Genomic DNA, 303 nt, shown 5'->3' with positions numbered 1-303 from the left:
CGGCCAAACCAGCTCTGGCAAACCGACTTCACCTATCTCAAGGTCATCGGTTGGGGTTGGTTCTACCTATCGACAATTCTCGATGATTACAGTCGGTACATCATCGCATGGAAGCTCTGCACGACGATGAAGGCCAGTGACGTGACCGATACGCTGGACTTGGCTCTGCAGGCCTCCGGCTGCGATAGGGCAACAGTTCGGCATAAGCCACGGCTGCTATCGGACAACGGAGCCAGTTACATCTCTGGAGAACTGGCCGGCTGGCTGGAAGACCGGAAAATGGATCACGTCCGGGGTGCCCCC

Annotated in this window: 1 protein-coding gene; it reads left to right on the top strand. The window is 57.1% G+C overall.

Annotation, left to right across the window (positions count from 1 at the left end; all coding sequences use genetic code 11):
• The coding region (locus HJ536_RS20745) for a DDE-type integrase/transposase/recombinase (RefSeq protein WP_177159290.1) at positions 1-303 on the top strand (303 nt) is incomplete at both ends.

The organism is Donghicola mangrovi (assembly GCF_013377535.1).
Classification (GTDB): Bacteria; Pseudomonadota; Alphaproteobacteria; order Rhodobacterales; family Rhodobacteraceae; genus Donghicola; species Donghicola mangrovi.
This window is presented reverse-complemented; position numbering and strand designations above follow the sequence as displayed.